Origin of the sequence: Providencia sp. PROV116, from assembly GCF_028482485.1 — a bacterium.
Taxonomy (GTDB): Bacteria; Pseudomonadota; Gammaproteobacteria; order Enterobacterales; family Enterobacteriaceae; genus Providencia; species Providencia rettgeri.
The window spans coordinates 81,030-107,417 of sequence record NZ_JAMPQO010000030.1; the positions used below are offsets into that span (position 1 = coordinate 81,030).

The 26,388-nt window shown below is 40.5% G+C and carries 21 protein-coding genes; 15 read left to right on the forward strand and 6 right to left on the reverse strand.

The genetic code is table 11. From position 1 onward, the window contains the following. Positions 1-3: 3 nt before the first annotated feature. Positions 4-3,141 carry an efflux RND transporter permease subunit gene (locus PSE72_RS17850; RefSeq protein WP_217007890.1) on the forward strand — a complete coding sequence of 1,046 codons (3,138 nt, stop codon included), beginning with the start codon at positions 4-6 and terminating at the stop codon, positions 3,139-3,141. Between the two features lie 41 nt (positions 3,142-3,182). Continuing rightward, a complete protein-coding gene (locus tag PSE72_RS17855) occupies positions 3,183-3,605 on the forward strand; it encodes a DUF411 domain-containing protein (protein ID WP_042851912.1) in 423 nt (140 codons plus the stop codon). A 51-nt stretch (positions 3,606-3,656) separates the two neighbouring features. Here the strand turns inward: PSE72_RS17855 and PSE72_RS17860 are convergent, their stop codons facing one another. Then, positions 3,657-4,646: an aldo/keto reductase gene (locus tag PSE72_RS17860; RefSeq protein WP_115166611.1), complete on the reverse strand. Its 990-nt coding sequence runs from the start codon at positions 4,644-4,646 to the stop codon at positions 3,657-3,659. Between the two features lie 191 nt (positions 4,647-4,837). After that, positions 4,838-5,614 (reverse strand): peroxide stress protein YaaA, encoded by a 777-nt coding sequence (gene yaaA, locus PSE72_RS17865; protein WP_272691043.1) that lies wholly within the window; start codon positions 5,612-5,614, stop codon positions 4,838-4,840. Between the two features lie 384 nt (positions 5,615-5,998). Between yaaA and tal the strand changes: the two genes are divergently transcribed. Both tal and mog read left to right on the forward strand, forming a co-directional pair. Continuing rightward, on the forward strand, positions 5,999-6,952 hold the full coding sequence (tal, locus tag PSE72_RS17870) for a transaldolase (RefSeq protein ID WP_004914703.1): 954 nt from the start codon (positions 5,999-6,001) through the stop codon (positions 6,950-6,952). 191 nt (positions 6,953-7,143) lie between these two features. Further along, on the forward strand, positions 7,144-7,725 hold the full coding sequence (mog, locus tag PSE72_RS17875) for a molybdopterin adenylyltransferase (protein WP_115166613.1): 582 nt from the start codon (positions 7,144-7,146) through the stop codon (positions 7,723-7,725). Positions 7,726-7,804: 79 nt separating this feature from the next. Here the strand turns inward: mog and satP are convergent, their stop codons facing one another. Continuing rightward, positions 7,805-8,371: an acetate uptake transporter gene (gene satP / locus PSE72_RS17880; protein WP_115168251.1), complete on the reverse strand. Its 567-nt coding sequence runs from the start codon at positions 8,369-8,371 to the stop codon at positions 7,805-7,807. A gap of 335 nt (positions 8,372-8,706) precedes the next feature. On the opposite strand from satP, the gene dnaK reads away from it, so the two are divergent. Both dnaK and dnaJ read left to right on the forward strand, forming a co-directional pair. After that, positions 8,707-10,623 carry a molecular chaperone DnaK gene (dnaK, locus tag PSE72_RS17885; RefSeq protein ID WP_004914699.1) on the forward strand — a complete coding sequence of 639 codons (1,917 nt, stop codon included), beginning with the start codon at positions 8,707-8,709 and terminating at the stop codon, positions 10,621-10,623. Positions 10,624-10,733: 110 nt separating this feature from the next. Next, the gene (gene dnaJ / locus PSE72_RS17890; protein ID WP_109911858.1) at positions 10,734-11,870 is read left to right on the forward strand and encodes a molecular chaperone DnaJ; all 1,137 of its coding nucleotides are present in this window, start codon (positions 10,734-10,736) and stop codon (positions 11,868-11,870) included. A gap of 67 nt (positions 11,871-11,937) precedes the next feature. On the opposite strand, the gene PSE72_RS17895 is transcribed toward dnaJ, so the two are convergent. Continuing rightward, on the reverse strand, positions 11,938-13,338 hold the full coding sequence (locus PSE72_RS17895; protein WP_115166614.1) for an amidohydrolase: 1,401 nt from the start codon (positions 13,336-13,338) through the stop codon (positions 11,938-11,940). 121 nt (positions 13,339-13,459) lie between these two features. Further along, on the reverse strand, positions 13,460-14,308 hold the full coding sequence (locus PSE72_RS17900) for an EamA family transporter (RefSeq protein ID WP_115166615.1): 849 nt from the start codon (positions 14,306-14,308) through the stop codon (positions 13,460-13,462). A 391-nt stretch (positions 14,309-14,699) separates the two neighbouring features. Between PSE72_RS17900 and nhaA the strand changes: the two genes are divergently transcribed. Continuing rightward, positions 14,700-15,869 (forward strand): Na+/H+ antiporter NhaA, encoded by a 1,170-nt coding sequence (gene nhaA, locus PSE72_RS17905; protein WP_115166616.1) that lies wholly within the window; start codon positions 14,700-14,702, stop codon positions 15,867-15,869. Positions 15,870-16,064: 195 nt separating this feature from the next. Beyond that, on the forward strand, positions 16,065-16,985 hold the full coding sequence (nhaR, locus tag PSE72_RS17910; RefSeq protein WP_004914690.1) for a transcriptional activator NhaR: 921 nt from the start codon (positions 16,065-16,067) through the stop codon (positions 16,983-16,985). Between the two features lie 54 nt (positions 16,986-17,039). Here nhaR and rpsT read toward each other — a convergent pair whose 3' ends face one another. Further along, positions 17,040-17,300: a 30S ribosomal protein S20 gene (gene rpsT / locus PSE72_RS17915; RefSeq protein ID WP_004914688.1), complete on the reverse strand. Its 261-nt coding sequence runs from the start codon at positions 17,298-17,300 to the stop codon at positions 17,040-17,042. A 589-nt stretch (positions 17,301-17,889) separates the two neighbouring features. Between rpsT and ribF the strand changes: the two genes are divergently transcribed. The 7 genes from ribF to carA all read left to right on the forward strand — a co-directional run bounded on the left by ribF (position 17,890) and on the right by carA (position 26,379). Further along, positions 17,890-18,828, forward strand: a complete 939-nt coding sequence (gene ribF / locus PSE72_RS17920) for a bifunctional riboflavin kinase/FAD synthetase (RefSeq protein WP_004914685.1) — start codon at positions 17,890-17,892, stop codon at positions 18,826-18,828. 28 nt (positions 18,829-18,856) lie between these two features. Then, the gene (gene ileS, locus PSE72_RS17925) at positions 18,857-21,667 is read left to right on the forward strand and encodes an isoleucine--tRNA ligase (RefSeq protein WP_115166617.1); all 2,811 of its coding nucleotides are present in this window, start codon (positions 18,857-18,859) and stop codon (positions 21,665-21,667) included. Further along, positions 21,667-22,170, forward strand: coding sequence for a signal peptidase II (lspA, locus tag PSE72_RS17930; RefSeq protein ID WP_109911860.1), 504 nt, complete (start codon positions 21,667-21,669; stop codon positions 22,168-22,170). Before ileS ends, lspA begins: the two co-directional genes overlap by 1 nt. Positions 22,171-22,252: 82 nt before the next feature. After that, complete coding sequence (fkpB, locus tag PSE72_RS17935; RefSeq protein ID WP_004905629.1) at positions 22,253-22,723, forward strand: FKBP-type peptidyl-prolyl cis-trans isomerase; 471 nt, start codon at positions 22,253-22,255, stop codon at positions 22,721-22,723. Next, a complete protein-coding gene (gene ispH, locus PSE72_RS17940) occupies positions 22,704-23,657 on the forward strand; it encodes a 4-hydroxy-3-methylbut-2-enyl diphosphate reductase (protein ID WP_004914678.1) in 954 nt (317 codons plus the stop codon). Before fkpB ends, ispH begins: the two co-directional genes overlap by 20 nt. A 290-nt stretch (positions 23,658-23,947) precedes the next feature. Next, a complete protein-coding gene (dapB, locus tag PSE72_RS17945; protein WP_272691044.1) occupies positions 23,948-24,769 on the forward strand; it encodes a 4-hydroxy-tetrahydrodipicolinate reductase in 822 nt (273 codons plus the stop codon). Positions 24,770-25,215: 446 nt separating this feature from the next. Continuing rightward, entirely contained in the window at positions 25,216-26,379 is a 1,164-nt protein-coding gene (gene carA / locus PSE72_RS17950; RefSeq protein WP_217007891.1) for a glutamine-hydrolyzing carbamoyl-phosphate synthase small subunit, read from the forward strand. Positions 26,380-26,388: the final 9 nt, after the last annotated feature.

Genomic DNA, 26,388 nt, shown 5'->3' on the forward strand with positions numbered 1-26,388 from the left:
GGTATGTTGGAATGGATTATAAGACGCTCAGTTGCTAATCGGTTTTTAGTGCTAATGGGAGTCGTATTTTTAGTTATTGCGGGTATTTGGAGCATTCGCAGTACACCTGTTGATGCATTACCTGACTTATCTGATGTACAAGTGATCATCAAAACCACTTACCCAGGGCAAGCGCCACAATTGGTCGAAAACCAAGTCACATACCCGATAACAACCACAATGTTATCTGTGCCGGGAGCAAAAACGGTGCGTGGTTTTTCTGCCTTTGGTGACTCATATGTTTATGTTATTTTTGAAGATAATACAGATTTATACTGGGCTCGTTCACGAGTTTTAGAATATTTAAACCAAGTCCAAAACCAATTACCTAAAGGTGCAGTGGCATCCATTGGACCTGATGCGACAGGTGTTGGTTGGGTTTTTGAATATGCTTTAGTGGATAAAACGGGAAAGCATAATTTAGCGGAACTGCGTTCATTACAAGATTGGTTTTTGAAATATGAATTGAAGGCGTTGCCAAATGTTTCAGAAGTTGCAACCGTTGGCGGTGTGGTTAAATCTTACCAAATCTTAGTTGACCCACTCAAACTTAGCCAATTTTCAGTGACATTACCTGAAATAAAACAGGCAGTTGAAATGGCTAACCAAGAAGCGGGTGGGTCATCGATTGAAATTGCTGAAGCTGAATATATGGTTAGAGCAAGTGGCTACCTTCAATCTATTGATGACTTTAATAAAATCTACCTAAAAACCCCGGAAAATGACGTCCCCATTTACTTACAAGATGTGGCTCGAATACAGGAAGGGCCCGAAATGCGCCGTGGAGTTGCTGAGCTAAATGGAGAAGGCGAGGTCGTGGGTGGTATTATCTTGCTTCGTTCAGGTGAAAATGCACGTAATGTGATTCATGATGTAAAACAGAAGCTTGAAGATTTAAGCGCTAGCTTGCCGGAAGGCATCGAAATTATCACGACTTATGATAGAAGTATTCTTATTGATAACGCGATTGATAATTTAAGTTATAAGTTACTGGAAGAATTTATTGTTGTCGCATTAGTGTGTGCTGTTTTTTTATGGCATTTCCGTTCTGCGTTAGTGGCTATTATTTCCTTGCCTCTTGGATTATTTATTGCCTTTATCGTCATGCGCTACCAAGGAATAAATGCAAATATTATGTCATTAGGGGGTATTGCAATTGCGATCGGAGCCATGGTGGATGCTGCCATTGTTATGATAGAAAATGCGCATAAAAAATTAGAAAAGTGGCAGCATGAAAATGAAGGTAAAGTCATTGATAATGCCCAGCGTTGGAAAGTTATTACGGACTCGGCTGTTGAGGTTGGACCCGCATTATTTATCAGCTTATTAATTATCACATTGTCTTTTATTCCTATCTTTACGTTAGAAGGGCAAGAAGGCCGTTTATTCGGTCCACTCGCATTTACAAAAACCTATGCCATGGCGGGGGCTGCAGCGTTAGCATTAATTGTTATTCCAATTCTAATGGGGTATTGGATCCGAGGTAATATTCCAAATGAAAATAAAAACCCACTGAATCGTTGGTTGATTTCACTCTACAGCCCTATTTTGACTAAGGTATTGGCATGGCCAAAAACAACTTTGTTAATTGGTTTCTTATCTTTATTTACCGTGGTATGGCCATTAAAACATTTAGGTGGTGAATTTCTTCCTGCGATTAATGAAGGTGACTTACTTTATATGCCCTCAACGTTACCGGGGGTTTCTCCTGCACAAGCAGCATTTTTACTACAAAATACAGATAAGTTAATCAAAACTATTCCTGAGGTGGATACAGTATTTGGAAAAGTCGGTAAAGCTGAAACAGCTACGGATTCAGCCCCGATGGAAATGATTGAAACAACGATACGTTTGAAGCCGCAAGCACAGTGGCGAGACGGCATGACTCTCGAAAAAATTATTGATGAGCTGGATGAAACGGTGCGTTTACCTGGAGTTGCGAACTTATGGGTTCCTCCTATTCGTAATCGTATCGATATGTTATCTACGGGAGTCAAAAGCCCTATAGGTATCAAAGTATCCGGCAGAGATCTCGAAGAAATTGATGCATTAGCCCAAGAAATTGAAAAAGTCACCAAATCGGTGCCTGGAGTTGTTTCTGTTTTAGCCGAGCGATTGGTTGGTGGGCGCTATATTGATGTCAAAATTGATAGAGAAAAAGCAGCTCGTTTTGGTATGAGCATCAGTGACGTACAAGTTTATATTTCAATGGCGACTGGCGGGGAAATGGTTGGGGAAACGGTTGAAGGGATTGAGCGTTATCCAATTAGCATAAGATATCCTCAAGATTACCGAAATAGTGTATCTGCGATGAAATTGTTGCCAATTTTAACGCCGAGTAAACAGCAAATTGTGCTTAGTGATGTTGCGGATGTATTCGTGAATATGGGCGCTCCAATGTTGAAAACTGAGAATGCAAGACCGACTAGTTGGATTTATATTGATGCGCGCGATCGCGATATGGTCTCTGTTATTAAAGATATTGATGCAGCAATAAAAGATAACATCCAAATGAAGCCGGGTCTTAGCTATTCCTTTACGGGGCAATTCGAATTACTTGAAAGGGCTAATCAAAAGTTAATGTTAATGGTTCCCGCTACCATCATGATTATTTTTGTCTTGCTTTATTTAGCATTCAGACGATTTAGTGAAGCTTTGCTGATTTTATTAAGCTTACCTTTTGCTTTGGTTGGGGCTATTTGGTTCCTTTACTGGATGAACTTTAATTTATCGGTTGCGACAGGAACTGGATTTATTGCATTAGCAGGTGTAGCCGCTGAATTTGGTGTGGTTATGTTGATTTATTTACGCCATGCAATCGAAGATAAAGAAAAACAGCAAGGAATAAGCAGCTTATCAGATAAAGATTTAGACTGTGCATTATATGAAGGGGCTGTTTTACGTGTTCGTCCTAAAGCCATGACGGTTGCTGTAATTTTAGCAGGTTTATTACCCATATTACTTGGAACAGGCGTTGGTTCGGAAGTGATGAGCCGTATTGCGGCGCCGATGATTGGCGGCATGATCACCGCACCGTTATTATCCCTATTTATTATTCCTGCAGCTTATAAATTAATCTGCCAGTTACGTCATAATAAATAATGATGAATATTCACCATGACTATTTTGAAGGTAAATTAAAAATGAAAAAATTAATGTTGAGTGGAATGTTATTACTGTCATTTTCTGCATTTTCTCAAAGCCAGAGCGTGCAATTGTATAAAGATGCAAATTGCGGTTGCTGTGAATTGTGGGGAGAAGGGGTTAAAAAAGCGGGATATAACGTTGAAGTGAACGAAATCAGTTATGATGAATTAAATCAACTCAATGATGAATTGAAGGTCCCTTATAACTTACGCAGCTGCCACATAGCGAAATACAAAGGCAAAGTGATTGTTGGGCATGTTCCTGTGAGTAGCCTTGATGCGATTGATGCTTTACCGGCAGATGTGGTGGGAATTTCTGTTCCGGGCATGCCAATTGGTAGCCTAGGTATGGAACAGCCAGATGGCCGTACTCAGCCTTATTCTGTGGTGCAGTTTAAAGCAAATGGGGAATACCGGTAATTGAGAAGTATTTCAGTAAGTTGCAGGATTTCCTGCAACTTATGTATTAAATTAGCTTTCTAATATTAATTCGATAGCTTTGAGCTCTTCTTGTGTAAAATTACGATTTTTTAGGATCCCCATTGCATCATCAATTTGACTGATACGGCTTGCACCGATGAGAACGGAAGTGATCCTATCATGTCTCAGTAACCATGCTAGCGCCATTTGGTTTAGTTTTTGTCCTCGTTTTATCGCTAGTTCGTTCAGTTGTTTTACCTTTGATAAAATGCTGGAAGTGAGTCTTTCTGGCGGTAAAGAAAGGTTACCCGCAGCGCGTGAATCTGCAGGAATACCATTAAGATAGCGATCGGTTAAAATCCCACCTGCTAACGGGGAATATGCGATAGAGCCGATACCTTCTTCTTCCAGTAAATCGAGTAAATCTTCTTCAGGAGTACGTTCTAGCATGGAATATCTAGGTTGGTGAATCAGGCAAGGGGTTCCTAATTCATTGAGAATATTAATGGCTTCTTTAGCTAAATTTGTTGGGTAATTAGAAATTCCCACATACAGAGCTTTTCCTTGGCGAACAATGAGATCTAGTGCTCCCATAGTTTCTTCTAATGGAGTATTGGGGTCAGGTCGATGATGATAAAAGATATCTACATAATCTAAACCCATGCGTTTCAAACTTTGATTTAGGCTTGCAACCAAATATTTTTTACTTCCCCAGTCGCCATAAGGGCCATCCCACATAGTGAAACCGGCTTTCGATGAAATGATCATTTCATCACGATAAGGCAGAAAATCCTGTTGCATGATCCTGCCAAATGTACTTTCGGCAGATCCTGGCGGTGGCCCATAATTATTCGCAAGATCGAAATGGGTGATCCCAAGGTCAAAAGCGTGGCGAAGCATGGCTTGGCAATTATCAAAGGGTTTGTTATCGCCAAAGTTGTGCCATAACCCTAATGAAATCAGTGGTAAGCGTAATCCGCTACGGCCACATAAACGATATTCCATTTCAGTATAGCGTTTTGATGATGCGACATAAGGCATACTTCACCTCCAAAATAGTGGGTAAAACTCAATTTATACTGTCATAAAGCTAAAAAGTAGGCTGAGGAATCAATGCTAATTCGTGCTTAGCAAGAAGGTTTATGAGTAAATTGTGATTGAGCCCGAAAAAAGAATGAAGTATTTTGAAATACGTGGGTATCTGCTGTGCGCCAGTCCCCACGTTTTGTGCATTAAGCTTGCTCTGGGCGAGTAAATATCAACTCGTTACCTTTAGATTGGCTTTCATCGAACTGATAGCCTTCTAAATTAAAATCAGCCAGTTGGTCTGTTTTCGTTAATTTATTTTGGATAATAAAACGGCTCATTAAACCTCGAGCTTTTTTTGCATAAAAACTGATAACTTTATATTTACCATTTTTTTCATCCAAGAAAATAGGCTTGATAATTTGGCCATCCAGTTTTTTTGTATTCACTGATTTGAAATATTCATCTGAGGCAAGATTGACTAATATTTGGTCTTTTTGCTGAGCAAGCGCTTGATTCAATTGTTTTGTAATAATATCGCCCCAGAATTCATATAGGTTTTTACCGCGGGTATTTTTCAGTGAAATTCCCATTTCTAAGCGATAAGGCTGCATTAAATCTAGCGGTCTTAAAACACCATAAAGGCCTGATAATATACGTAAATGGGATTGAGCAAACTCAAAATCGTTTTGAGAAAACGTTTCTGCTTGAATGCCCGTATATACATCCCCTTTGAAGGCGAGGATCGCTTGGCGTGCATTTTCTGGAGTAAAGTCTGTGTGCCATTCTGCAAAACGAGCGGCATTGAGCCCCGCAAGTTTGTCACTAATTTTCATTAAACTGGCGATATCCGCGGGGGTTAACTTACGACAGACATTAATTAATTTTTGAGACTCAGAGAGTAACTCAGGTTGAGTAAATTGCTGTGTTGCAAGTGGGCTTTCGTAGTCTAATGTTTTTGCAGGTGAAATTGTAATAAGCATGACTTGACCCTTAATAAAGAATGATACTGCTTACTTTAGCAAAAATTCTGCCTAATTGGCTAATTGATACGATAAGCCAAACCAATATTATTCTTTATTACGATAAGAGCACAATATAACTTGCTAAAAGGATTCAGTTTCTAATTGGCTAGCGAAATCGATTGCCAATCAAATAGTTGCTTTTGACTAGATTTACTTGCTTGCAGCAATATGGATGCATGATATTATCTGTAGACGGTGCGGCGATAGCCACAATTCCTTTATAATACGCAAAGTAATTCAAGTTGCAGTTTGTTAGCCTACACCACAAGAGTCGCAAGAATTGTAGGTAGCCAACACTGCTACAACTTGGAATATGACGGGTATAACAACGAGATTAAAGAAATGACCGATAAACTAACCTCATTACGTAGTCTGACAACTGTTGTTGCTGATACTGGCGACATCGAAGCAATGAAGCTTTACAAGCCACAAGACGCGACCACAAATCCATCGCTGATCTTAAATGCTGCACAAATTCCTGAGTACCGTAAATTAATTGATGAAGCGGTAGAATGGGCACGTAAGCAAAGCAATAATCGCGAGCAACAAATTGTTGATGCTTGTGACAAGCTGGCTGTTAATATCGGTCTGGAAATTCTGAAATTAGTTCCGGGTCGTATTTCTACTGAAGTTGATGCGCGCCTTTCTTATGATGAAGAAGCTTGTATTGCTAAAGCGCGTCACTTAATCAAAATGTACAACGATGCAGGCATCAGTAATGACCGTATTCTGATTAAACTGGCTTCGACTTGGCAGGGTATCCGTGCTGCAGAGAAACTGGAAAAAGAAGGCATTAACTGTAACCTGACTTTATTATTCTCTTTTGCTCAAGCACGTGCTTGTGCGGAAGCGGGTGTATACCTGATCTCTCCATTTGTGGGTCGTATTCTTGACTGGTACAAAGCGAATACAGATAAGAAAGAATTCGCGCCACATGAAGATCCAGGTGTGGTTTCTGTTACTGAAATCTACAACTACTACAAAGCTCACGGTTATAAAACTGTGGTAATGGGCGCAAGCTTCCGTAATGTGGGTGAAATCATTGAATTAGCCGGTTGTGACCGCTTAACTATCTCTCCAGGATTATTGAAAGAGCTGTCAGAATCACAAGGTGAATTAGTACGTAAACTGACAGATTCAGGTAAAACTCAAGAGCCAGGCGCTAAATTGACGGAAGCAGAGTTCTACTGGCAGCACAATCAAGACCCAATGGCGGTTGATAAACTGTCTGACGGTATTCGTAAGTTTGCAGTAGACCAAGAGAAACTGGAAAAAATGATTGCAGATTTACTGTAATTTATTTCGTTTTTTCTTTAAAACCCAGCCGGTTGGTTGGGTTTTTTTATATCCATTTTTCATTGAGTTAGTTCTCAATTTGAAGATAAAAATACCTTGGAACTGTATGCAGTCGTTCATCATGGTATGATATCGCTCCTGTTTATTCTTAAGTGAACAGTTTTTGGTTGAATAATTTCTTTGAGGTTTGTATGGATGAATTGCGCATAGGTCTGGTTTCTGTTTCTGATCGTGCTTCGAGCGGTATTTATGAAGATAAAGGCATTCCTGCATTAGAGGAGTGGTTAGCGAAAACGCTGACAACACCTTTTCGCATCGAAACTCGTCTGATCCCTGATGAGCAAATCATGATAGAGCAAACATTATGTGAGCTGGTGGATGAATTTGCTTGCCATTTAGTCCTAACTACCGGGGGCACAGGACCCGCTCGTCGCGATGTCACTCCTGACGCAACTCTCGCGATTGCAGACCGTGAGATGCCAGGGTTTGGCGAACAAATGCGGCAAATTAGCCTAAAGTTCGTGCCTACTGCGATATTATCACGCCAAGTTGGAGTAATACGCAATCAGGCTCTGATTTTAAATTTACCAGGGCAGCCTAAAGCAATTGCGGAAACTTTGGAAGGCTTAAAGGACAAAGAAGGGAATGTAGTCGTTTCTGGTATTTTCGCCAGTGTTCCTTATTGTATTCAATTGCTTGATGGCCCATATGTGGAAACAGACTCTACGGTTGTGAAGGCATTTAGACCTAAATCAGCAATTCGTTCTGAGTAGTATTTCAATATCATCAGGTGAGCATTGACTCACCTGATTAATAATATTTAATGCATAAAATCACATACGTTAGTCAAACTTAACTGCGTTGACCAATCGGTAATACCGTTTTGCCATATTGCTCATTTAATATTTCCGCAACCGCTAAATAAAATGCGCTAGCACCGCAGATAATTCCTTCAAAACCTGCAAATTTTAGTAATGCCGAATTTCCCGTAATATTACCAATCGCTAATAAAGCGAATAATACAGTTAAGCTACCAAAGACAAATTGCAAAACAAAATTAGCTTTGAATGTTCCCAAGAACATGAAAAAGGTAAAAATTCCCCAAATAGCGAGGAAAACACCTAAAAACTCAGGTGAAGTTGCTTCAGCTAATCCCATTGAAGGTAAAAATAATAGACCAACTAATGCAATCCAAAACATCCCGTAAGAAGTAAATGCGGTTGCACCGAATGTATTGCCTTTTTTGTATTCAATCAGGCCCGCAATAAATTGAGCAATACCACCATAAAAAATGCCCATACTTAAAATAACGGATGAAAGAGGGAAAAAACCTGCGTTATGAATGTTTAGCAGGATGGTTGTCATACCAAAGCCTAGTAAACCAAGTGGGCCTGGATTTGCAAGAGAGCTAGACTGCATATAACCTCTGGTAAAATATAAAAAATTCAAATAGATAAAAAAACAAAAAGTTTTGCCAAAGTGACAGCGGCGGCGCATCATACGCAGTTTTAATTGTTTAAACCATGATCACAAGACAGGTTTTTTTGCAATAAATGCAAATTTTTTTGATTCTCCCCCTTGATGAATGAATTTGTGACCCCATCTTAAAAGCATCAACTGATATCAATCCAAATTATTGCGTATTGAAAAATAATTTAGGCTCAGAGTGAAAACTCCCTTGAAAATGAAATATTGAGCCTCATATAGATTGATATCAAATCATAGTGAAAAGAATTCCTTTGGAGGCGTTTTAGATGGGTAAAATCATTGGTATCGACTTGGGTACAACTAACTCATGCGTTGCAATTATGGATGGTACTACAGCTCGTGTTCTGGAGAACAGCGAAGGTGATAGAACGACTCCTTCCATCATTGCGTACACTCAAGATGGTGAAATTTTAGTTGGTCAGCCAGCAAAACGTCAGGCTGTGACTAACCCAGAAAATACTTTATTTGCAATCAAGCGTTTAATTGGTCGTCGTTTCCAAGACGAAGAAGTTCAGCGCGACGTTTCTATCATGCCATATAAAATCATTGCGGCTGATAACGGCGATGCTTGGTTAGATGTGAAAGGCCAAAAAATGGCTCCGCCACAAGTTTCAGCTGAAGTTCTGAAAAAAATGAAGAAAACAGCTGAAGACTATTTAGGTGAGCCTGTAACAGAAGCAGTTATTACTGTACCTGCTTACTTTAACGATGCTCAGCGTCAAGCGACTAAAGATGCTGGTCGTATCGCTGGTTTAGAAGTAAAACGTATCATTAACGAACCAACAGCTGCGGCATTAGCATATGGTTTAGATAGAGAAGTGGGTAACCGTACTATTGCGGTTTATGACTTAGGTGGTGGTACATTTGACTTATCAATCATCGAAATTGATGAAGTTGATGGCGAAAAAACCTATGAAGTTTTGGCAACCAATGGTGATACTCACTTAGGTGGTGAAGACTTCGATACTCGTTTAATCAACTACTTAGTTGAAGAGTTTAAGAAAGAACAAGGTGTTGACCTACGTAACGACCCGTTAGCGATGCAACGTCTGAAAGAAGCTGCAGAAAAAGCAAAAATTGAGCTGTCTTCTGCACAACAAACAGACGTTAACCTGCCGTACATTACAGCGGATGCAACAGGTCCTAAACATATGAATATTAAAGTGACTCGTGCGAAATTAGAGTCACTGGTAGAAGATTTAGTTAAGCGTTCTATGGAGCCAGTTAAAGTTGCTCTGCAAGACGCGGGCTTAAGCGTGAGCGAAATCAACGACGTTATTTTAGTTGGTGGCCAAACACGTATGCCAATGGTTCAAAAAGTTGTTGCTGATTTCTTTGGTAAAGAACCACGTAAAGACGTGAACCCTGACGAAGCAGTTGCAATGGGTGCGGCAGTACAAGGTGGTGTTTTAGCGGGTGATGTTAAAGACGTTCTGTTACTTGACGTAACGCCTCTGTCTTTAGGTATCGAAACCATGGGTGGTGTGATGACTTCGTTAATCTCGAAGAACACCACTATCCCAACGAAACATAGCCAAGTATTCTCAACAGCGGAAGATAACCAAGCAGCGGTAACTATCCATGTTCTGCAAGGTGAGCGTAAACGTGCAAGTGATAACAAATCACTGGGTCAGTTTAACTTAGATGGTATTCAACCTGCCCCACGCGGTATGCCACAAATTGAAGTGACTTTTGATATCGATGCTGATGGTATCTTGCATGTTTCTGCGAAAGATAAAAATAGCGGACGTGAGCAAAACATCACCATTAAGGCTTCTTCAGGTCTGAATGACGAGGAAATCGAAAAAATGGTACGTGACGCAGAAGCAAACGCTGAAGCTGACCGTAAATTTGAAGAGTTAGTTCAGGTTCGTAACCAAGCTGACCAATTAGTTCACGGTACTCGTAAACAAATTGAAGAAGCCGGTGATAAATTACCAGCTGAAGATAAAGCGAATATTGAAAAAGCAACTTCTGAATTAGAAGCGGCAGCAAAAGGTGAAGATAAAGCGGATATTGAAGCGAAAATCCAAGCTTTAGTCACTGCATCTGCAAAACTTTTGGAAATCGCACAGCAACAAGCTCAAGCGCAAGCGGGTGGTGCTGCTGGCGCAGAAGCGAAGAAAGATGATGACGTTGTTGATGCTGAATTCGAAGAAGTTAACGACAAAGATAAAAAATAATGCCCTTAGCGGGCGCAGTAGCTGTAGCAAATGCTAGTTAATGGTTACTGATACCGGATACGGGCGTCGAGGGAACTCTACGCCCGTTCCGCATGTTAAGGGTAAATAGAATGGCGAAAAGAGATTTTTATGAGGTGCTAGGCCTCGAAAGAAATGCTTCAGATAAAGATATTAAGCGAGCTTATAAGCGCTTAGCGATGAAGCATCACCCCGACCGTAATCAGGGGGATAAAGAATCAGAAGGTAAATTTAAAGAAATTAAAGAAGCTTACGAAGTTCTTTCTGACGAGCAAAAACGCGCCGCTTATGACCAATATGGTCATGCAGCGTTTGAGCAAGGCGGAATGGGCGGAGGCGGCGGCTTTGGTGGTGGCGCTGACTTTAGTGATATCTTTGGTGACGTCTTCGGTGATATTTTTGGAGGTGGCCGCAGACAGCAGCGCCCAAGCCGTGGTTCTGACCTACAGTACAACATGGAACTGACTCTTGAAGAGGCTGTCCGTGGAGTGACCAAAGAAATCCGTATTCCGACCTTAGAAACCTGTGACGTTTGTCATGGTAATGGTGCGAAACCGGGAACCAGTGCGGATACGTGCTCAACCTGTCACGGTATGGGCCAAGTCCATATGCGCCAAGGCTTTTTCTCTGTACAGCAACCTTGTCCAACTTGCCATGGTCGCGGTAAAGTTATCAAAGATCCATGCAACAAATGTCATGGTCATGGCCGTGTTGAAAGATATAAAACACTGTCAGTTAAAATTCCAGCGGGTGTCGATACGGGTGACCGTGTTCGTTTGTCAGGGGAAGGTGAAGCCGGAGAAAACGGAGCACCAGCAGGAGACTTATTTGTTCAGGTTCATGTATTGCCTCATAATATTTTTGAGCGTGATGGTAATAACCTGCACTGTGAGGTGCCGATTAACTTTGCTGATGCAGCACTGGGTGGCGAAATTGAAGTGCCAACCCTTGATGGGCGTGTAAAACTGAAAATCCCAGCAGAAACTCAAACCGGTAAAATTTTCCGTATGAAAGGAAAAGGTGTGAAATCGGTACGTGGTGGCCTGCAAGGTGATTTAATGTGCCACATCGTTGTTGAAACCCCTGTTAAACTCAATGAGAAACAAAAAGAGTTACTCAAAGAATTTGGTGAATCATTAGGTGGAAAGAGCGGTGAGAAGAACAGCCCGCGCTCTAAAAGCTTTTTAGATGGTGTGAAGAAATTCTTTGATGATTTAACTAATAAATAATTAGTTAATAGTTGGTAAAGTTAGAATGGCTGACTGAGCATATTGCCAAGTCAGCCATTTTTTTATCTTATTTTACAACTTCACCGCTAGCAACCACAGTTTCTCGGACTTTATTGGCAAAATCTTGAGCTTCTTTGATGATTGAATTTTCATCCGCAGTCAGTATTTTACGGTCTTTCATCAATACGTTGCCATCAACTATGGTATGACGAACATTGGCTCCATTAGCCCCATATACCAGCGCAGCATATGGGCTATACATAGGAACCATATTAGGTGATTTAGTATCAATAACAATAATATCAGCTAATTTCCCTGGTTCGAGAGAGCCCAGTTTATCTTCCATGTGTAATACACGAGCAGAGCCCATTGTTGCCATATCAACAACAGTGATTGGTGGCATCGCTGCTCTATCTTTATTTGCTAGTTTGTGAATCTTACCCACTAAATTCAACTCATTTAACGTCGTCAACGTATTACTCGACATTGGTCCATCAGTTCCCAAGCCAACACGGATCCCTTTTTCAAGCATGGTTGTCACAGGGGCAACACCCTTAGCGGACTTAGTATTCGCACTGATATTATGTGCAACACCGACATCATATTGTTTGAGCAAATCTATATCTTTTTCATCAACCATAATGGCATGGGCAGCTATTACTTTATTGTTCAGTGCACCTATGTCTGCCATATATTGTACCGGGCTTTTGCCACCAGTGCGTTTGGCGATTTCTTCTTGCTCACGATCTGTTTCTGCAAGATGGATCATCACGGGAACATCAAGTTCTTGAGATAATTTTGCTATTTTCTGCAAATGTTCTGTTGTATTAGTGTAAGGTGCATGAGGAGCAAAAGCGGGGGTAATACGTGGATGATCTTTGTATTGATTGATAAAGTTTACAGCATAATTGATGCCTTCATCCGCATTTTTCGCATCAGCGACAGGAAATTGAATCACAGATTCGCCAAGAACTGCCCTTAACCCAATCTTATCAACGGTTTTAGCCACTTCATCTTCAAAATAATACATATCAACGTAAGTTGTGACACCCCCTTTAATCATTTCAACATTAGCAAGGTTTGCCCCAACTCGTACCATTTCACGGGAGACCATTTTATTTTCTAATGGGAAGATATAACGATGTAAACGGTCTGGAACATCATCGGCTAAGGAACGAAATACGGTCATAGATGCATGTGTATGCGTGTTAATTAGCCCTGGCATGACAATATCACCATCAACATTTAGTACATTAGGTGCTTGATAACGTTGAGCAAGCTCAGGACCACCAACAGCAATAATTTTATTGCCTTTGATGACAACCGTACCATGGTCAATAACCTGCTTTTGAGAATCCATTGTTAAGATAGTGCCATCTACAATTATGATGTCAGCAGGTGTAGCAGCAAAGCTAGAAAAAGAAGTACTAATAATGGAAATAGCCAGTAAAGATTTTAAAAGTGACATTTTGGCCTCATATCTGGTGAGAAAATATAAAAACTATAGGTAAATAAAAAGAAATAATACTGTTTTTAATAAAACTAAATTTATTGCTTGGTAACCGAACATTCAAATAATAATAATTTTATTAATGACTTAATTTTGCTAATAAAACACCAAAAACAATAACAACACAGGCAACGACTCGCATGACGTTGAATTTTTCTTTAAGAAAAGCAATGGATAGGAACATAGCGAATAGTACACTAGTTTCTCTAATTGCAGCGACCATGACAATGGGGGCTTGGCTCATCGCCCATATAGCAATACCATAGCTAATGAGTTGCATTAACCCACCTAGTAACCCAGAGCGCCAGTATTGTTGAATTCCAACAATTAGGGTACCACGATATTTGATAAAGCCAGGTACAGCTAACACAATCCCATTCAATAGAAATAACCAAAGTGTATAAACTACGGGGTCTTCACTTGCTCTAGCACCATAGCCATCAGATAAGGTATAACAGGCAGTAAAAAAGGCAGTTGATATGGCAAAAGCCAGTGCTTTTCCTTTGATATTTAAGGTGAATTTTTTTCCTGCAAAGGCAATGAGCACTACGCCACTAATGATAAATAAAACACCAATAAGGCCCATTAATGGAATTAGCTCACTAAATAGCAAAGCGCCGAGTAGTGCAGTCATTAATGGTGCAGACCCACGTGATATGGGGTATATCTGGCTTAAATCGCCATGTGTATAAGCCTGACTTAAAAAAAAGGTATAGCCAATATGAAATAATACCGATAAAGCTAGCCAATGGATAGCTTCTGGTGATGGTAGGCCTAACCAGAATATTGCTGGTAGCGTTAAGATGCCAGAAAAAACAGAAATCATGACTAGACCGAAAAAGCGGTCATTGCCAAATTTAACAATGGCGTTCCAGCTTGCATGGCAAAAAGCAGCAAAAAGCACGGCACATAGTACGTGAGTTGTCATTAGTAAATTGTAATCTTGAGTTTTTTATTGGCAATCTAATCGCATTTTATTTGCGAAGCGCTTTGCAAATATCTTGCAAGTAGTCTCCCACATTTAAAATCTTCACGAAAGATATCGAAAGCAGAAGTTAAAAAATTATTTTGTGATAGTTGAAAAATATAGCTTGGGTATTGTAATAAAAAATTGAAATTATAAAGCCCATTTTTAACAAAATTTGTTATTTGTTTTTATAAAAGTTGTCTATAGTGAAATTAACGTTTCTTTATCATTCACTGTGATGCTTAACTTAAATTGATCGGTAATTTCGATTTGTTGGTGATGAATAAACGACTTTTTACGAATTAATGATTAGCATAGTATTAACATTCAAAAATATATTGGGGTTAACTATATGACAGCAATTATTCGTAAATTTCTAAGGTTAGAAGCAGCAGGGGGCTTACTCCTGATTATTGCTGCCATAGTCGCTTTAATGATGGCTAATTCGCCATTACAAGGGGCTTATCAGCAATTTTTAGATATTCCTGTATCAATTAAAATATCAGAGTTTGGTTTAGATAAACCTCTGATATTATGGATTAATGACTTCTTAATGGCGATTTTCTTTTTGGTGGTCGGCCTTGAAGTAAAACGTGAATTATTAGAAGGATCTCTTGCCGGGCGTGATAAAGCGATATTTCCAGCAATTGCAGCATTAGGGGGAATGATTGCCCCTGCACTAATTTACCTGTTATTTAATGGGGGAGATGCAGTTACTCAGCAAGGTTGGGCGATACCTGCAGCGACAGATATTGCGTTTGCTTTGGGGGTGATGGCTCTATTAGGTAAGCGGGTTCCAACAGAACTTAAGGTATTCTTATTAGCATTGGCTATTATTGATGACCTTGGTGTTATCGTAATTATTGCTTTTTTCTACACAAGTTCTGTTTCTTTGGTTGCATTGGGGCTTTCAGCACTGTGCATCGCCATTCTCTGTATGATGAATTGGCGTAGAGTAGAGAATACAGCGGCTTACTTAGTTATTGGGTTAATATTATGGGTGTGTATTTTGAAATCTGGGGTTCATGCCACACTAGCAGGGGTCATTGTTGGCTTCTTGATTCCTTTACATGGTACTAACCAGACCAAGCCTTCAGAAGAATTGGAACACGTCTTACACCCATGGGTTGTTTACTTAATTCTACCTATTTTTGCGTTTGCTAATTCGGGTGTACAGTTTCAAGGTGTAACATTAGAAGGTTTATTAAGCCCACTGCCATTAGGTGTCGCTGCAGGGCTAATTTTTGGTAAGCCTATCGGAATTTTTCTATTTAGTTGGGTTTCGGTAAAACTTGGGTTTGCAAAGTTGCCTGAGTCGATTAACTTAAAACAGGTTTTTGCCGTTTCTGTATTGTGTGGGATCGGTTTTACTATGTCTATTTTTATAACCGGCCTCGCATTTGATGGGCTTGATGAGGTGTATAGTACCTATTCACGTCTAGGTATTTTGCTTGGTTCTACGTTAGCTGCATTTTTAGGTTACTTTATGTTAAGAGTCGTGTTACCGAAACAAAAAGACTAACTTAGTACCAGCTCAATATTTAATTTTGCAAATTATTAGTAAGAATTTCCGAACTAATAATCTATGATATACCGTAGTGTGTTTATAAATACACTACGGTATTCATTTTAAAGGCTCTGAGAAATATGAGCTGCGGGTAAATGTGTATGGTCAATAGTGGTTTTTCTAGCTAGTGACGGTACAAAAGGAATCGATATGCGGGTTTCACATCTTAATTTTAACCATCTTTACTACTTCTGGCATGTATGTAAAGAAGGCTCTGTCGTCGGAGCAGCAGAAGCGCTTTACCTGACTCCTCAGACAATTACAGGGCAAATAAAAGCATTGGAAGAACGATTAGGTGGAAAATTATTCAAAAGGCAGGGGCGAGGTTTGGTGCCATCTGAGCTTGGGCAATTAATTTTTCGCTATGCAGATAAAATGTTTATGCTTAGCCAAGAAATGCTAGATATCGTTAATTACAGCCGCGAATCTAATTTACTGTTTGACGTCGGGGTTGCGGATACGCTATCAAAACAGTTAGTTAGTAAAATATTAGAAACTACAGTTGTAGAGCATGAACAAATTCATTTGCGTTGTTTTGAATCAACACATGAATTGCTATTAGAGCAGCTCAGCCAACATAAATTGGACATGATTTTGTCTGACTGCCCAGTTGACTCATCGCAGCAAGAAGGCTTGTTTTCGGTGAAATTGGGCGAGTGTAATATGAGTTTCTTTTGTCGTCAGCCAATCCCTAAAAAACCATTCCCTGAATGTTTAGAGGAACGTCGTTTATTAATTCCTGGGCGGCGATATTTGTTAGGTAGGCATATCTTAGCTTGGATACGAAATAAAAATCTGCAAGTTGAAGTGTTAGGTGAGTTTGATGATGCAGCGCTTATGAAAGCATTTGGTATGCATTATAATGCGATTTTTGTTGCTCCATCGCAGTATACACCTGATCTTCTAGGTGGTGAAGACATTGTAGAGTTAGGCCGTTTAGAGAGCGTAAAAGAAGAATACTACGTTATTTTTGCAGAGAGAATGATCCAGCACCCAGCAGTACAGCGAGTGTGTAATAAAGATTTTTCAGATTTATTTTCAGTTCCGCTTGATAGCTTAGATAAAAAATAGCGATAAATAAAAAACCGGCATAAGCCGGTTTTTTAAGCTAATCAAGAAGCAAAATTACATTGCTTTGATTTGAGCAACTAAGTTAGCTTTATGACGTGCTGCTTTATTTTTGTGGATCAGGCCTTTAGTAGCATGGCGATCAACAATAGGTTGCATGTCATTGAATGCTTTCTGAGCAGCTTCTTTATCGCCTGCAGCGATAGCAAGGTAAACTTTCTTGATAAAAGTACGTACCATAGAGCGACGGCTAGCATTATGCTGGCGACGTTTCTCTGACTGAACGGCACGTTTCTTAGCTGATTTGATATTAGCCAAGGTCCAACTCCCAAATGTATTCTATTGAGGACAATTCAAAGGTCGAGGAATATGCCCTTTCGCCCTTCATTTGTCAATGGATTTGTGCAAATAAACATCGTGTACTTCGATGCTCATGCGCTGTGAATGGTGCAAGATTCTATCAGCAAATATAAGAAGAATACAGATCTTAGCGTGAAAAAATGCGTAATTGATGGCAGAAATTTAAAAAGAATTAAGGCGAAAAATATTTTTTAGTTTATCAATCAGTAGGTAGTATGAAAATCAAGCATGTTCTGGTTGTTTTCTGTTCTTTTTGACCACGAGGTTATAACCATTGAAGTATAAAACATAAAAATATAATATTTTTAGAGACCTTGGAACAAATTTGTTGTATTGATAATCCATTGGTTACCCCAAAGTTTTTGATGTTCGAATCTAATTGCTCTGTTTGAGGAGCGTAATAACCCACTAATTGCATAAAAATAGTGGTTAATAAATCGTGTAGAGATCAAAAAAATAGGGTTTAATGAAACCTTTTGCGAACTAAGGTTAACCTTATGCGTCGTACAAGGTATAATCCTGCAATTTCCTCGGTATTGAGCCTGTTATGGAGCTAATTCGCGGTATACAGAATATCCGGGCGTGCCATCATGGTTGCGTGCTGACTATCGGTAATTTTGATGGTGTCCATCGTGGGCATCAGGTTTTGCTTCAAAATTTGAAACTTAAGGGAGCGCAGTTAGGGTTACCAACTGTCGTGATGATATTTGAGCCACAGCCCCTTGAATTTTTTATTGGTGACAAAGCGCCTGCGCGTTTGACACGCTTGCGAGACAAAGTTAAATATCTTGCAGACAGTGGTATTGATTACCTCTTATGTGTTGAATTTAACCAGCACTTTGCATCATTAACACCCGCTGAGTTTGTTGCTGACTTACTTGTCAGTAAGCTTGGGGTAAAGTATCTCGCTATAGGTGATGATTTCCGCTTTGGGAAAAATCGCATGGGGGACTTTACTTTTTTACAACAAGCGGGCGATAAATTTGGTTTTGAAGTTGCAGATACAGAAAGCTTCTGTGATTCAGGGCTTCGTATTAGCAGTACAGCGATACGAAAAGCGATTCAAGAAAACAATCTTGAATTAGCTGAAAGCCTATTAGGGCATTCTTATCGTATTAGCGGGCGAGTGGTTCATGGCAATCAACTTGGCAGAACAATAGGTTTTCCAACAGCAAACCTACCGTTAAAACGTTTAGTCACACCAGTTACTGGTGTGTATGCTGTAGAAGTTTACGGTTTAGGTGATAAGCCTCTACCTGGTGTGGCAAATATTGGCACACGTCCGACTGTATCTGGAAAAGGAACACAGTTAGAAGTTCATCTGATTGATGCAAATATGGATTTATATGGGCGTCATATCGATGTAGTGTTACGTAAGAAATTACGTGATGAGCAGCGGTTTGCTTCGTTGGAAGCGCTTAAGGAGCAAATTGCTAATGATGTAATTGCAGCGAGAGAGTATCTTACTGCAATAGGAATCAGATAATTTAGCGGAAAATTGGAACTGAGAATCGATGAGTGACTATAAAAATACCCTGAATCTACCAGAAACAGGGTTCCCAATGCGTGGCGATCTCGCTAAACGCGAACCACAGATGTTAGAGCGCTGGTACAAAGAAGGTTTGTATCAGGCAATCCGTAAAGCAAAATCGGGCAAGAAAACCTTTATTCTGCACGATGGTCCTCCGTATGCTAACGGCAGTATTCATATTGGTCACTCAGTTAACAAAATTCTCAAAGATATTATTATTAAGTCCAAAGGGTTGGCGGGTTATGATTCCCCATACATCCCAGGTTGGGACTGCCATGGATTACCGATTGAACATAAAGTTGAACAAATCGTCGGTAAGCCAGGGGAAAAAGTTTCTGCCGCTGAATTTCGTGCACAATGCCGTCAATACGCTAAAGAGCAAATTGAAGGCCAAAAAGCTGATTTCATGCGTCTTGGTGTTTTAGGTGAGTGGGATAAACCTTATCTAACAATGGATTTTAAAACCGAGGCTCACATTATTCGAGCATTGGCGAAAACTATTGCAAACGGCCATTTAGTGAAAGGGGCAAAACCTGTTCACTGGTGTACAGCTTGCGGTTCTTCATTAGCGGAAGCTGAAGTCGAATATTATGATAAAACCTCGCCATCTATCTATGTTCGATTCCCTGCGGCAGATGGCAAAACCGTGTGCGAAAAATTTGGTGTGGCAAGTGACAAAACTCCGTCGCTGGTTATTTGGACAACGACACCTTGGACATTGCCAGCAAACCGCGCAATTTCATTAAATCCTGAATTCAAATATAACTTGGTCGATGCAAATGGCGAGTTAGTCATTTTAGCTGCTGACCTTGTTGAAGACGTGATGAAAACTGCGGGTATCACCGCATGGGAAGTTCTTGGTGAATGCGAAGGTTCAGCATTAGAATTGTTGCGCTTCCAGCACCCATTTATGGGCTTTGATGTTCCTGCTATTTTGGGCGATCACGTGACATTAGACGCAGGTACGGGGGCTGTTCATACCGCACCAGGCCACGGCCCTGAAGACTATGTTGTCGGGCAGAAATATGGCTTAGAAACGGCTAATCCTGTGGGCCCAGATGGCTGCTTCTTACCAAATACTTACCCAACATTAGATGGTGTATTTATTTTTAAAGCTAATGACCTTATCGTTGAATTATTGAACGAAAAAGGTGCGTTACTGTACAAACAAGCGATTCAACACAGCTACCCATGTTGCTGGCGCCATAAGACTCCAGTTATCTTCCGTGCTACGCCACAGTGGTTTATCGGCATGGATAAAAACGGTTTACGTGAACAATCTCTGAAAGAAATTGATATTGTTCAATGGATCCCGGGTTGGGGACGTGCACGAATTGAGTCTATGGTTGAAAACCGCCCTGACTGGTGTATTTCTCGTCAGCGTACTTGGGGTACCCCAATGTCGTTGTTTGTTCATAAAGACACTGAAGAGCTACATCCTCGCACATTAGAATTAATGGAAGAAGTGGCTAAGCGTGTTGAAGTGGATGGCATCCAAGCATGGTGGGATCTTGACCCTGCCGAGCTTCTGGGTGATGAAGCTGAAATATATCGTAAAGTACCTGATACCTTAGACGTGTGGTTTGATTCAGGCTCAACACATTTTGCGGTTGTTGATGCACGTCCTGAATTCCATGGTAATTCAGCGGATATGTACCTTGAAGGGTCGGATCAACACCGTGGCTGGTTTATGTCATCATTGATGTTATCAACAGCAATGAAAGGGAAAGCACCTTATCGCCAAGTGTTGACACATGGTTTTACTGTTGATGGCCAAGGCCGCAAAATGTCTAAATCTTTAGGCAACACAGTAAGCCCACAAGATGTAATGAATAAACTGGGTGCAGATATTTTACGTTTATGGGTTGCATCAACGGATTATACTGGCGAAATCGCGGTTTCAGATGAAATTTTAAAACGTGCTGCTGATTCATATCGCCGTATTCGTAATACTGCACGTTTCTTACTGGCTAACCTGAGTGGCTTCAATCCTGAAACCGACATGGTGAAACCAGAAGATATGGTGGTTTTAGATCGTTGGGCGGTGAGCCGTGCGTTAGAAGCTCAGCAAGAAATTGCTAAAGCCTATGATGAATATGACTTCTTGTCTGTTATCCAGAGATTAATGCATTTCTGCTCCATTGAAATGGGGTCATTCTATCTGGATATCATCAAAGACCGTCAGTATACGGCGAAAAGTGATAGTTTAGCGCGTCGTAGCTGCCAAACTGCGTTATTCCATATTGTTGAAGCATTAGTGCGTTGGATGGCCCCAGTTCTGTCCTTCACTTCCGATGAAATTTGGAATGAGTTACCAGGAAAACGCGCTCAATTTGTTCTTACCGAAGAGTGGTATGACGGTTTGTTTGGTTTAGATGAATCAAATGAAATGAACAACAGCTTCTGGACCGAGCTATTGGCTGTTCGTGGTGAAGTGAATAAGGTCTTAGAACAAGCGCGTACTGATAAGCTTATCGGGGGCTCATTAGAAGCTGCGGTGACATTGTATGCGGATAAAGCTCTGGCCGAAAAACTGCAAAGCTTGGGTGATGAATTACGCTTTGTTTTACTGACATCACAAGCCCATGTCGCTGATATCGCAACAGCTCCAGCAGATGCACAAGAAAGTGAATTGAAAGGCCTGAAAATTGCTTTCAGTAAAGCAGCGGGTGAAAAATGCCCACGTTGCTGGCATTATGCAAGTGATATCGGTTCTTCAAGCGAGCAACCAGAAATCTGTGGTCGCTGTGTCACTAACGTAGCCGGTAACGGCGAAACACGTAAGTTTGCTTAATGAAGACGCCAGTTTGTTCTACCGGTTTGCGTTGGTTATGGTTAACCATTGTGATCATCGTTGCGGATTTAGGCATTAAGCAATTAGTGCTTAGTGACCTAAATTTGTACGAACCGCATCCGATAATGCCATTTTTTAACATAATGTATGCACAAAATTTTGGCGCGGCATTTAGTTTCTTGGCTGATGAAGGCGGATGGCAACGTTGGTTCTTTGCAGGTATTGCAATTGGGATCTCCGTTATCTTAATGGTTATGATGTATCGCCAAAGTGCACAAAAACGCCTATCTAACATTGCATATGCATTGATTATTGGTGGTGCTATCGGTAATTTAAGCGACCGTTTAGTCCATGGCTTCGTTATCGATTACCTTGATTTTTACGTCGGTAATTGGCATTGGCCGACATTTAACCTAGCGGATATGGCCATATGTATTGGTGCAGCTCTTGTGATTTTAGAAGGTTTCCTACCAGATAAATCAAAGCAAGAAAAAGCCAAATAAAATGGTAGTGCACTAGGTTAGAATGTAATAACTCACAGCCCAGATTTTCTGGGCTGAATTTTATGATAAATAGGTTTGGTTTATGTCTACTCAAATACAGGCGCAGAGCTCTGTTTTACTGCATTTCACACTGAAATTGGAAGATGGCTCTACGGCTGATTCCTCGCATGCACAAGGAAAGCCTGCGTTGTTTGTTTTAGGGAATGACTCCTTATCGCCAGAACTTGAAGCTCAATTGATTGGCCTTAATGAAGGTGAAAAGAAAAGTTTTTCGCTGCCCGGAGACACTGTTTTTGGGAAACATAATCCTGATTTAGTTCAATATTTTTCATTGCGTGACTTTATAGAAACAGGCATTCCTGAAATTGGTACGATAATGCTATTTACCGCGATGAATGGCAGTGAAATGCCAGGTGTAGTAAAATCAATTGAAGGTGAGTCGATTACTATTGATTTTAACCACCCTCTCGCTGAGCAGCAGATTAGTTTTGATATCGAAGTGCTTGAAGTAGACCCGCAATTGGAGAATCACAATGCAAATATTAATGGCTAACCCTCGTGGATTTTGTGCTGGCGTAGACCGCGCAATTAGCATCGTAGAAAGGGCATTAGAAATATATGGTGCTCCGATTTACGTTCGTCACGAAGTGGTTCATAACCGTTATGTTGTTGATGATTTACGTCAACGTGGTGCTATCTTTATTGAAGAAATCTCAGAAGTACCGGATGGGTCAATCTTGATTTTTTCTGCGCATGGCGTTTCTCAAGCCATTCGCCAAGAAGCGCGTTCTCGCGATCTAACGATGTTATTTGATGCCACTTGTCCTTTGGTGACGAAAGTCCATATGGAAGTTGCACGAGCGAGTCGTAAAGGCAAAGAAGCCATTTTAATTGGGCATGCCGGGCATCCAGAAGTCGAAGGCACGATGGGCCAATATAGTAACCCTGAAGGCGGGATGTATCTTGTTGAGAGCCCAGAAGATGTTTGGAAATTAAAAGTGAAAGATGAAAATAATCTCTCTTTCATGACACAAACAACACTTTCTGTTGATGATACCTCTGATGTTATTGATGCACTGACTTCTCGCTTTCCAAGCATTGTAGGACCTCGTAAAGACGATATTTGCTATGCAACGACTAACCGCCAAGAGGCAGCGAGAGAACTTGCAGAACGCGCTGATATTGTTTTAGTCGTCGGTTCTAAAAACTCATCAAACTCAAATCGTCTAGCGGAATTAGCTTCGCGCATGCAAAAACCTGCATTTTTAATTGATGGTGCAGAAGATATTAAAACGGAATGGTTAGCAGATAAAAATATTATCGGCTTAACTGCGGGGGCATCAGCACCAGACATCTTGGTTAGGCAAGTCATTGATCGACTTAAAGAGTTAGGAGCCGACTCGGTTGTTGAGTTGCAAGGGCGTGAAGAAAATATCGTCTTTGAAGTCCCTAAAGAATTAAGAGTTGAGGTTAAAGAGATTAATTAATCATTTGGTTTTAATTACAGGAACAGCCGCTTTACCATTCCTATCTTTGCGGCTGTTTTAACCTTTTTATTCAAGTTGTTCCCTTCGCGTTTTCTCTCAATTAAAACTTTTACTGATAATCTCTATGCTTTCTACGCTTTTGTTAATAACTCTGCATTTTTGCTAGCAGAATACAGTCAGGATAGTTAATCTGTATCACAATCATTTCTAAACTGTGGGTAAAAATAGCCTTTTTATCCTAAACAACAGTTCAAATTTATATATTTGCATTAATTAAAAAAGGATAAACCATGGCAAATTCAGTGGTACGTGTCGCAATAGTTGGTGCAGGTGGACGTATGGGACGCCAGCTAATCCAAGCCGCACAACAACAAGATGGAATTCAATTGGGGGCAGCGATTGAGCGTGAAGGATCATCATTTATCGGAACTGATGCAGGTGAACTCGCAGGTATCGGTAAGTTAGGTATTTCCATTGTTGATTCACTTGACCAGGTTGTTAATGATTTTGATGTGGTTATTGATTTTACGCGTCCAGAAGGCACATTGCATTACTTAGCATTTTGTAAAGCCAACCAAAAAGCCATGGTCATTGGTACGACAGGGTTTGATGAGCAAGGGAAGCAAGCCATTGCCGAAGCTGCGAAATCTATTCCTATTGTCTTTGCAGCAAATTTCAGTGTTGGCGTCAATGTGGTACTGAAATTACTGGGAAAAGCAGCAAAAGTAATGGGAAATTACACGGATATTGAAATTGTTGAAGCTCATCACCGCCATAAAGTGGATGCGCCATCAGGTACTGCTTTAGCCATGGGGGAATCTATTGCTAGCGCGCTGGGTAAAAATTTAAAAGAGTGTGCCGTATACACCCGTGAAGGCTACACCGGAGAGCGAGAACCTGGAACCATTGGTTTTGCAACTATCCGAGCTGGGGATATTGTGGGTGAACATACCGCCATGTTTGCAGATATCGGGGAACGAATTGAAATTACTCACAAAGCCTCTAGCCGCATGACCTTTGCAAATGGTGCAATTAAGGCATCAGGTTGGGTTTGCGCTAGAAATAGTGGGTTATATGATATGAAAGATGTGTTAAATCTTGATAATTTATAGTATTTATTATTTATTTTTTTGTTTATATATCAGTTAATTATAATTAATAAGTGTTTATTTTATGTTGATTTGAATTATTTGCATTCAAATCAACATAATCTTATCTTTTCATTGTTTTTATCTTCGGTTTTGCTCGTTAATTATCCTTCCCTCCTTCTTTTAGCTGAGTTATTATCAATAAACTAGTTATCTTACTTTGCAACCGTTTACTAATTCATTTTTACTATGATTTATACTACTCATCCAACTAAAAGTGAGGTAGTTGAGTAAAAAAGTAAGATAAAAGTGAAAAAAATGCATTTTTTTCTAGACAAGACCCTATCTCATCATTAGAATGCGCGCAATTTGCCAAAAATTTGCTTAAAAACTCATTTTGGCATTGATTTAGATCGCAAAATCTGAATTAATATGCAAAAAACGTGATTTATTATTCTCCGGAGGGTGTTTTGATTAAGTCAGCTATATTGGTTCTGGAAGACGGAACCCAATTCCACGGGCGTGCTATCGGTGTAGAAGGCGCTGCTGTTGGAGAAGTCGTTTTCAACACGTCGATGACCGGATATCAAGAAATAATTACAGACCCTTCCTATTCCCGCCAAATTGTTACTCTCACTTATCCCCATATTGGTAATGTCGGCACTAATGCTGATGACGAAGAATCTCCAAATGTTCATGCTCAAGGCTTAATCATTCGTGACTTACCATTGGTATACAGTAACTTCCGCGGGCAAGAAGGGTTATCTGAATATCTAAAACGCCATAATGTGGTGGCGATTGCAGATATCGATACACGTAAATTGACACGTTTACTGAGAGAAAAAGGCGCTCAAAACGGTTGTATCATTGCGGGTGATAACCCAGATGTTGCACTGGCATTGGAAAAAGCGCGTAGTTTTTCAGGTTTGAATGGGTTGGATTTAGCAAAAGAAGTCTGCACTAAAGAGATTTATAACTGGTCCCAAGGTTCATGGACGCTGGAAAATGGCCAGCAAGGCGCAAAAACTGCGGATGAACTCCCTTTACATGTTGTCGCTTATGACTTCGGTGCGAAGCGCAATATTTTACGTATGTTAGTTGACCGTGGCTGCCGTTTAACGGTGGTACCAGCAACAACACCCGCAGAAACTGTATTAGCGATGAACCCCGATGGTATTTTCTTATCGAATGGCCCTGGTGACCCAGCCCCATGCGATTACGCCATCAAGGCCATTGAAACATTTTTAACCACAGAAATTCCAGTATTTGGTATCTGTTTAGGGCACCAGTTACTTGCCCTGGCGAGTGGCGCTAATACCATGAAAATGAAGTTTGGCCATCATGGTGCTAACCATCCAGTTAAAGATTTAGATAAAGATGTGGTGATGATCACGGCGCAAAACCATGGTTTTGCTGTGGATGAATCGACACTTCCCGACACACTGCGAGTGACTCACAAGTCGCTGTTTGATGGAACATTGCAAGGTATTCACCGTACGGATAAACCAGCATTCAGTTTTCAAGGCCACCCAGAAGCAAGTTCAGGGCCACATGATGCGGCAAATTTATTCGACCATTTCATTGAATTAATTAATGAATACCGTCAGAACACACCTCGTCAAAACGCACAATAATCGGGAGCA

What these genes read in the sequence shown, in the direction of transcription:
- PSE72_RS17850 (WP_217007890.1), top strand. Translation starts at nt 4, where the DNA reads ATGTTGGAATGGATTATAAGACGCTCAGTTGCTAATCGGTTTTTAGTG.
- PSE72_RS17855 (WP_042851912.1), top strand. Translation starts at nt 3,183, where the DNA reads ATGAAAAAATTAATGTTGAGTGGAATGTTATTACTGTCATTTTCTGCA.
- PSE72_RS17860 (WP_115166611.1), bottom strand. Translation starts at nt 4,646, where the DNA reads ATGCCTTATGTCGCATCATCAAAACGCTATACTGAAATGGAATATCGT.
- yaaA (WP_272691043.1), bottom strand. Translation starts at nt 5,614, where the DNA reads ATGCTTATTACAATTTCACCTGCAAAAACATTAGACTACGAAAGCCCA.
- tal (WP_004914703.1), top strand. Translation starts at nt 5,999, where the DNA reads ATGACCGATAAACTAACCTCATTACGTAGTCTGACAACTGTTGTTGCT.
- mog (WP_115166613.1), top strand. Translation starts at nt 7,144, where the DNA reads ATGGATGAATTGCGCATAGGTCTGGTTTCTGTTTCTGATCGTGCTTCG.
- satP (WP_115168251.1), bottom strand. Translation starts at nt 8,371, where the DNA reads ATGCAGTCTAGCTCTCTTGCAAATCCAGGCCCACTTGGTTTACTAGGC.
- dnaK (WP_004914699.1), top strand. Translation starts at nt 8,707, where the DNA reads ATGGGTAAAATCATTGGTATCGACTTGGGTACAACTAACTCATGCGTT.
- dnaJ (WP_109911858.1), top strand. Translation starts at nt 10,734, where the DNA reads ATGGCGAAAAGAGATTTTTATGAGGTGCTAGGCCTCGAAAGAAATGCT.
- PSE72_RS17895 (WP_115166614.1), bottom strand. Translation starts at nt 13,338, where the DNA reads ATGTCACTTTTAAAATCTTTACTGGCTATTTCCATTATTAGTACTTCT.
- PSE72_RS17900 (WP_115166615.1), bottom strand. Translation starts at nt 14,308, where the DNA reads ATGACAACTCACGTACTATGTGCCGTGCTTTTTGCTGCTTTTTGCCAT.
- nhaA (WP_115166616.1), top strand. Translation starts at nt 14,700, where the DNA reads ATGACAGCAATTATTCGTAAATTTCTAAGGTTAGAAGCAGCAGGGGGC.
- nhaR (WP_004914690.1), top strand. Translation starts at nt 16,065, where the DNA reads ATGCGGGTTTCACATCTTAATTTTAACCATCTTTACTACTTCTGGCAT.
- ribF (WP_004914685.1), top strand. Translation starts at nt 17,890, where the DNA reads ATGGAGCTAATTCGCGGTATACAGAATATCCGGGCGTGCCATCATGGT.
- ileS (WP_115166617.1), top strand. Translation starts at nt 18,857, where the DNA reads ATGAGTGACTATAAAAATACCCTGAATCTACCAGAAACAGGGTTCCCA.
- lspA (WP_109911860.1), top strand. Translation starts at nt 21,667, where the DNA reads ATGAAGACGCCAGTTTGTTCTACCGGTTTGCGTTGGTTATGGTTAACC.
- fkpB (WP_004905629.1), top strand. Translation starts at nt 22,253, where the DNA reads ATGTCTACTCAAATACAGGCGCAGAGCTCTGTTTTACTGCATTTCACA.
- ispH (WP_004914678.1), top strand. Translation starts at nt 22,704, where the DNA reads ATGCAAATATTAATGGCTAACCCTCGTGGATTTTGTGCTGGCGTAGAC.
- dapB (WP_272691044.1), top strand. Translation starts at nt 23,948, where the DNA reads ATGGCAAATTCAGTGGTACGTGTCGCAATAGTTGGTGCAGGTGGACGT.